9 protein-coding genes and 2 pseudogenes are annotated in these 6,672 nt (G+C 66.9%); 7 read left to right on the forward strand and 4 right to left on the reverse strand.

From position 1 onward, the window contains the following. Positions 1–81: pseudogene (locus FFS27_RS25975) on the forward strand (winged helix-turn-helix domain-containing protein); the annotation flags it as partial. Here the strand turns inward: FFS27_RS25975 and FFS27_RS25980 are convergent. The 3 genes and pseudogenes from FFS27_RS25980 to FFS27_RS25990 all read right to left on the reverse strand — a co-directional run. Beyond that, positions 75–209 (reverse strand): annotated as a pseudogene (locus FFS27_RS25980) (histidine kinase); the annotation flags it as partial. The pseudogenes FFS27_RS25975 and FFS27_RS25980 overlap by 7 nt on opposite strands. Then, positions 206–883 (reverse strand): two-component system response regulator PhoP, encoded by a 678-nt coding sequence (phoP, locus tag FFS27_RS25985; protein WP_003082436.1) that lies wholly within the window; start codon positions 881–883, stop codon positions 206–208. The gene phoP and the pseudogene FFS27_RS25980, both read right to left, overlap by 4 nt. Before the next feature lie 79 nt (positions 884–962). Further along, a complete protein-coding gene (locus FFS27_RS25990; protein WP_003082431.1) occupies positions 963–1,565 on the reverse strand; it encodes an outer membrane protein in 603 nt (200 codons plus the stop codon). A 221-nt stretch (positions 1,566–1,786) separates the two neighbouring features. Here FFS27_RS25990 and napE point away from each other — a divergent pair, with 221 nt between their 5' ends. From napE to FFS27_RS26020, 6 genes are read left to right on the forward strand one after another with little or no spacing between them, the layout of a single operon-like run. Then, positions 1,787–1,954 carry a periplasmic nitrate reductase, NapE protein gene (gene napE, locus FFS27_RS25995; protein WP_003082429.1) on the forward strand — a complete coding sequence of 56 codons (168 nt, stop codon included), beginning with the start codon at positions 1,787–1,789 and terminating at the stop codon, positions 1,952–1,954. Between the two features lie 8 nt (positions 1,955–1,962). Beyond that, a complete protein-coding gene (napF, locus tag FFS27_RS26000; protein WP_009315481.1) occupies positions 1,963–2,454 on the forward strand; it encodes a ferredoxin-type protein NapF in 492 nt (163 codons plus the stop codon). Next, a complete protein-coding gene (locus FFS27_RS26005) occupies positions 2,447–2,776 on the forward strand; it encodes a chaperone NapD (protein ID WP_009315480.1) in 330 nt (109 codons plus the stop codon). Before napF ends, FFS27_RS26005 begins: the two co-directional genes overlap by 8 nt. Continuing rightward, positions 2,757–5,261 carry a nitrate reductase catalytic subunit NapA gene (gene napA / locus FFS27_RS26010; RefSeq protein ID WP_003107632.1) on the forward strand — a complete coding sequence of 835 codons (2,505 nt, stop codon included), beginning with the start codon at positions 2,757–2,759 and terminating at the stop codon, positions 5,259–5,261. The genes FFS27_RS26005 and napA overlap by 20 nt, the downstream gene beginning before the upstream one ends. A gap of 10 nt (positions 5,262–5,271) precedes the next feature. Next, positions 5,272–5,763 (forward strand): nitrate reductase cytochrome c-type subunit, encoded by a 492-nt coding sequence (locus tag FFS27_RS26015; protein WP_003082414.1) that lies wholly within the window; start codon positions 5,272–5,274, stop codon positions 5,761–5,763. Positions 5,764–5,773: 10 nt separating this feature from the next. After that, positions 5,774–6,370 carry a cytochrome c3 family protein gene (locus FFS27_RS26020; RefSeq protein ID WP_003082412.1) on the forward strand — a complete coding sequence of 199 codons (597 nt, stop codon included), beginning with the start codon at positions 5,774–5,776 and terminating at the stop codon, positions 6,368–6,370. Between the two features lie 31 nt (positions 6,371–6,401). On the opposite strand, the gene FFS27_RS26025 is transcribed toward FFS27_RS26020, so the two are convergent. After that, the coding region (locus FFS27_RS26025; RefSeq protein ID WP_137952295.1) for a peptidoglycan-binding domain-containing protein at positions 6,402–6,672 on the reverse strand (271 nt) is incomplete at its 5' end.

Consider the following 6,672-nt stretch of genomic DNA (forward strand, 5'->3'; position numbering starts at 1 on the left):
GAGCAACCGGTGGCGCTGACCGCCTACGAATACCGCATCCTCGAATACCTCATGCGGCATCACCAGCAGGTGGTGGCCAGGCGCTGCTCGATGGTGTTCTCCAGGGCGATGCCGAAGGCCCGCTGCAGGGCCGGCAGCAGCGCCAGCATGAACAGCACCGCCAGGGCGGCGGCGCCGAGCATCAGGCGGATGCGCAGGGAACGGATCACCGGCAGCGCTCGGTGAACAGGTAGCCCTGGCCGCGCACCGTATCGATCGGCTTGAAGCCGCCGCAGGCCTCCAGCTTGCGCCGCAGGCGGCCGACCAGCACCTCGATGACGTTGGCGTCGCGCTCCTCGTCGTCGGGATAGAGCTGTTCCATCAGGCGTTCCTTGGCCACCACCTGCTGGTGATGCCGCATGAGGTATTCGAGGATGCGGTATTCGTAGGCGGTCAGCGCCACCGGTTGCTCCTCGACCAGCGCCTGCTTGCGGTTCAGGTCGAGGACCAGGGGACCGGCCTCGATGGTCGACTGGACGAACCCCGAGGAGCGTCGCAGCAACGCGTTCAGGCGCGCTTCCAGTTCCTCGAACTGGAACGGCTTGACCACGTAGTCGTCGGCCCCGGCGGCCAGGCCTTCGACCTTGTCCTGCCAGTTGCCGCGGGCGGTGAGGATCAGGATCGGGAAGGACTTGCCCTGCGAACGCAGCTCGCGGATCAGGTCCAGGCCGCTCATGCCCGGCAGGCCGAGGTCGATCACCGCCAGGTCGTGGTGGTATTCGCTGACCCGGTAGAGGGCTTCCTCGGCATCCGGTACCGCGTCCACCACGTGCCCCTGTTCACCCAGGCGGGTATAGAGGTGGTGGCGCAACAGCGCCTCGTCTTCCACTACCAGCAGTTTCATGAGGTTCCTCCGGATGAGATGCGGCCGGACCTTCCGGCCCGGCCATCGAAGCATGCCCTCGCGGGCGCTGCGCGGTCATTTAGAACTTGTAGTTGGCGCCCAGGTAGAATTGCGAGCTGCTGTGCAGGTCCAGGGAGCCCAGCTTGTTGCCGCCATGCGGGGTCATCTCGGTGCTGGCGTTGGTGCGCAGGTAACGATAGCCGCCTTCGATCGAGGCATTCTTGCTCAGCTCCTGCAGGATACCGGCCTGCAGCCCGGCAGCGTAGCCGACATCGCTGTCGCGCTTGAAGCCCTTGCCGTCCTGTTCCAGTTTGACCAGGCCGAGGGTGGCACCGCCGAACAGCTTGGTGTTGTTGTCGCCGATCGGCAGGAAGGCGTCGTAGCTGCCGAGCAGGTTCTGCTGGCGCAGCTTGTTGCCGCTGCTGGTGTCGGAGATGTTCTCGTAGGTCGCGTAGTAGCGGCCCTGCTCGAACTGCTGGCCGGCGCGGATGCCCCAGGTGCCGGTGTTGTCGATCACCTTGTCGAGGTTCGGGCTGTTCAGGTTGCGGTTCAGCGACTTGGATTTCTGGATGTTGTTGCTGGTCTCGCCCCAGGTCAGGCCGACGAAGTTGTCGGCGGCCTGGACGCCGGCGGCGGAACCCAGCAGGGCGGTGGCGATGAAGAGAGTCTTGAGTGCTTTCATGGTGTTTCTCCGTTCTGCGAGAGTCGTGTCGTTCACGGCTTGCAGAGTACGGACAGGGTACTGAACCGCCCCTGAACGCTTGCTGAACCCGGGCTGAACGACTCGCGTTTGCCGGCGAACGCTCTGTTTCCAGGCTGCCGCGCGCCGGCTCGGCGAGGTTTTTGCCCGTACTGCAAGTAGGGTCTAGGCTTTCTACAGTCGCCTGCACAGAGGCTGGGCCAATGAACGAACAACCCGACCAGGGACGCGTCAAGGGCATGGAAGCCAGGCTCTTCCTGTTCCTCGTGATCTGCCTGTTCCCGCTGCTGTCCGTCGCCCTGGTCGGCGGCTTCGGTTTCTGCGTCTGGATGTACCAGCTACTGGCCGGCCCGCCCGGGCCGCCGGCCTGAGGTCGGGTATGAGCAGTCGCCGAGAGCTGTTCCGCCGCCTCGGCGGGCACCCGCCGACGCGGCGCCCGCCGTGGACCGCCGCCGACTTCGCCGAAGGCTGCACAGGCTGCGCCGCCTGCGTCGAGGCCTGCCCGGAAGGCGTGCTGAAGCTCGGCGCTGGTCGGCTCGTCGAACTCGACCTCTCCAGCGCCGGCTGCACGCTGTGCGGGGAATGCGCCAGCCGCTGCGAGGCCGGCCTGTTCGATGGCGCGCGCCCGGCCTTCCCCTGGATCGCCACGATCGGCGAAGCCTGCCTGGCCCTGGCCGGGATCCACTGCCGCAGTTGCCAGGACGCCTGCGAACCCGCCGCGATCCGCTTCCGCCCGGCTCCCGGCGGCGTCGCCCTGGCCGAGCTGGACAGCCAGCGCTGCAACGGCTGCGGCGCCTGCCTGGCTCCCTGTCCGAGCCAGGCCATCCAACTGCGCGCGCTATCCACCAAGGAGTCTCCACGACATGTCTGAAGCCCTGCAGATCGCCAGCCTCATCCTGCATTGCCGGCCCGAGCGACTGCCGGCGGTGAAGGCCAACCTGGCGCTGCTCGACGGCCTGGAGATCTACCAGGAAAGCCCGCAGGGCAAGCTGATTCTGGTGCTGGAAGCCGAACGCGAAGAACAGATTCTCGACACCCTGGGCCAGTTGCAGAACCTGCCAGGAGTGCTCAACGCCGTGCTGGTCTACCACGAGATCCTGCACGACGACGATAGCAACGACGCGGCGGCCATGACCGACCGCGCGATACCGTGCTCGCCCGAGGAGACAATCGATGAACCTCACCCGTCGTGAATTCGCCAAGGCCAACGCCGCCGCCATCGCCGCGGCGGCGGCCGGCCTGCCGATCCTGGTCCGCGCCAGCAACCTGGTGACCGAGGCGGACGTCACCAGCCTGGTCTGGAACAAGGCCCCCTGCCGCTTCTGCGGCACCGGTTGCAGCGTGATGGTCGCCACCCGCGACGGCCAGGTGGTGGCCACCCATGGCGACATCAAGGCCGAGGTCAACCGCGGGATCAACTGCGTGAAGGGCTACTTCCTGTCGAAGATCATGTACGGCAGCGACCGCCTGACCCGCCCGCTGCTGCGCATGAAGGACGGCAAGTTCGACAAGCAGGGCGAGTTCCAGCCGATCAGTTGGGAACAGGCCTTCGACATCATGGCCGAGAAGTTCAAGGCCGCGCTCAAGGCCAAGGGACCGGAGTCGGTCGGCATGTTCGGCTCCGGCCAGTGGACGGTCTGGGAAGGCTATGCGGCGAACAAGCTGTTCAAGGCCGGCCTGCGCAGCAACAACATCGACCCCAACGCCCGCCACTGCATGGCCTCGGCGGTGATGGGCTTCATGCGCAGCTTCGGCATGGACGAGCCGATGGGCTGCTACGACGACATCGAGGCCACCGACAGCTTCGTCCTCTGGGGCTCGAACATGGCCGAGATGCACCCGGTGCTCTGGTCGCGGGTCACCGACCGCCGGCTCAGCGCGCCGCAGGTCAAGGTCGCGGTGCTGTCCACCTTCGAGCACCGCAGCTTCGAGCTGGCCGACCTGCCCATGGTGTTCAAGCCGCAGACCGACCTGATCATCCTCAACTACATCGCCAACCACATCATCGAGAGCGGCGCGGTGAACCGCGACTTCGTCGAGCGCCACGTGCGCTTCGCCCATGGCGCCGAGGACATCGGCTACGGCCTGCGCCCGGACGACCCGCTGGAGAAGAAGGCGAAGAACGCCGACAAGGCCAACACCTGGAGCGATATCGACTTCAAGGCCTTCGCCGAGTTCGTCAAGCCCTATACCCTGGAGCGCACCGCGCGCGAAAGCGGCGTGCCGGCCGAGCGGCTGAAGGCCCTCGCCGAACTCTACGCCGACCCCAAGCGCAAGGTGGTGTCGTTCTGGACCATGGGCTTCAACCAGCACACCCGCGGGGTCTGGGCGAACAACCTGATCTACAACATCCACCTGCTCACCGGGAAGATCAGCGAACCGGGCAACAGCCCCTTCTCGCTCACCGGCCAGCCCTCGGCCTGCGGCACCGCGCGCGAGGTCGGCACCTTCTCCCACCGGCTCCCCGCCGACCTGGTGGTGACCAACCCGAAGCACCGGGAAACCGCGGAGAAGATCTGGAAGGTGCCGGCCGGCACCATCCAGGAAAAGGTCGGCTTCCACGCCGTGCAGCAGAGCCGGATGCTCAAGGACGGCGTGCTCAACGTCTACTGGACCCAGGTCAGCAACAACATGCAGGCCGGTCCCAACGTGATGCAGGAAGTGCTGCCCGGCTGGCGCAACCCGGACAACTTCGTGATCGTCTCCGACGTCTACCCCACCGTCTCGGCCCAGGCCGCCGACCTGATCCTGCCCAGCGCCATGTGGGTGGAGAAGGAAGGCGCCTTCGGCAATGCCGAGCGCCGCACGCAGTTCTGGCACCAGTTGGTGAAGGCACCGGGCGAGGCGAAGTCCGACCTCTGGCAACTGGTGGAATTCTCCAAGCGCTTCACCACCGACGAGGTCTGGCCCGCGGAACTGCTGGCGAAGGCCCCCGAGCTGAAGGGCAAGACCCTCTACGACGTGCTGTTCCGCAACGGCCAGGTCGACCGCTTCCCGGCCAGCGACCTGGCCAAGGGCTACGCCAACGACGAGGTCGACGCATTCGGCTTCTATATCCAGAAGGGTCTGTTCGAGGAATACGCCGCCTTCGGTCGCGGCCACGGCCACGACCTCGCCCCCTTCGACGCCTACCACGAGGCGCGCGGCCTGCGCTGGCCGGTGGTGGACGGCAAGGAGACCCGCTGGCGCTACCGCGAGGGCTACGACCCCTACGTGAGCAAGGGCAGCGGCGTGCAGTTCTATGGCTATCCGGACAAGAAGGCGATCGTCTTCGCCCTGCCCTACGAGCCGCCGGCCGAGGCGCCGGACCAGGACTACCCGTTCTGGCTCGCCACCGGCAGGGTGCTCGAACACTGGCACACCGGGAGCATGACCGCGCGGGTCCCGGAGCTGTACAAGGCGGTGCCCGACGCGCTGGTCTACATGCACCCGGAGGATGCGCGCCAGCTCAAGCTGCGCCGCGGCAGCGAGGTCAAGGTGGTGAGCCGGCGCGGCGAGATCCGCGCGCGGGTCGAGACCCGCGGGCGCAACAAGCCGCCCCAGGGGCTGGTGTTCGTGCCGTTCTTCGACGCCAACAAGCTGATCAACAAGGTCACCCTGGACGCCACCGACCCGATTTCCAAGCAGACCGACTACAAGAAGTGCGCCGTTCGCATCGAACTGCTCAACCTGGCCTGAGGAGCGCGCCATGAAACCCCTGCTGACTGCCCTGCTCCTCGTCCTGCTCGGCGCCCCCGCGGCCTTCGCCGCCGACCTCGGCTACCCGCTGGACGCGCCCGCCCCCGACGGCCGCCGCCCCGGCGGCACGCTGGCCGAAAGCCGCCCCGCGCCGCCGCTGGCGGCCGAGGAAAACAAGGACCTGAAACGCGAGCGCAACTACCCCGAGCAGCCGCCGACCATTCCCCACAGCATCGTCGGCTATCGCATCGACAAGGACAGCAACAAGTGCCTGTCCTGCCACAGCCGCGCCAACAGCGCGCGAACCCAGGCGGTGATGATCAGCATCACCCACTACATGGACCGCGACGGCCAGCCGCTGGCCGCCGTCTCGCCGCGCCGCTACTTCTGCGTGCAGTGCCATGTGCCGCAACAGGACGTAAAGCCGCTGGTCGACAACCGCTTCGAGAACATCGACCAGATCCTCGAGAAAGAAGCCGCCAATGCGGCGCGCAAACCCTGAGGGAGGCCGCATGAAAGCACTCATCGCCTGGCTGGCCGGTTACTGGCGGGTCCTGCGTCGTCCCAGCGTGCATTTCAGCCTGGGCTTCCTCACCCTCGGCGGCTTCATCGCCGGGATCGTCTTCTGGGGCGGCTTCAACACCGCCCTGGAGGCGACCAACACCGAGACCTTCTGCATTTCCTGCCACGAGATGCGCGACAACGTGTTCGTCGAACTCAAGGACACCATCCACTACAGCAACCGTTCCGGAGTCCGCGCCACCTGTCCCGACTGCCACGTGCCACACAAGTGGACCGACAAGATCGCGCGCAAGATGCAGGCCTCCAAGGAGGTCTGGGGCAAGATCTTCGGCACCATCAACACCCGCGAGAAATTCCTCGACCACCGCCGCGAGCTGGCCGAGCACGAATGGGCGCGGCTCAAGGCCAACGATTCGCTGGAATGCCGCAACTGCCACAACTTCGAGTTCATGGACTTCACCCGGCAGAGCGTGCGCGCGCGGCAGATGCACTCCACCGCCCTGGCCAGCGGCGAAGCCACCTGCATCGACTGCCACAAGGGGATCGCCCACCACCTGCCGGACATGACCGGGGTGAAGGGCTGGTAGCGCCGCCCGCGGACCGGGCGGCGCGGCGCAATCAGGGCTGGGCGCCCTTCAGCGCCTCGAGGATCTTGCGCCCGGCGCGACCGTCGGCCGGGGTCAGGCCGAGGCGCTTCTGCTCGGCCTGGATCGCCTTGCGCGTGCTGGTGCCGATCAGCCCGTCGGCCTCGCCGATGTCGTAGCCGCGCGCCAGCAACGCCTTCTGCAATTGCTTGCGCTCGAGCCGGCTGATGCCCGGGTCGTCGGTCGGCCAGGACGCCACCAGGCCGCTGCCGCCGCGCAGGCGGTCGGAAAGCACGGCAATGGCC

Source organism: Pseudomonas sp. 2VD, from assembly GCF_005503585.1.
Classification (GTDB): domain Bacteria; phylum Pseudomonadota; class Gammaproteobacteria; order Pseudomonadales; family Pseudomonadaceae; genus Pseudomonas; species Pseudomonas aeruginosa.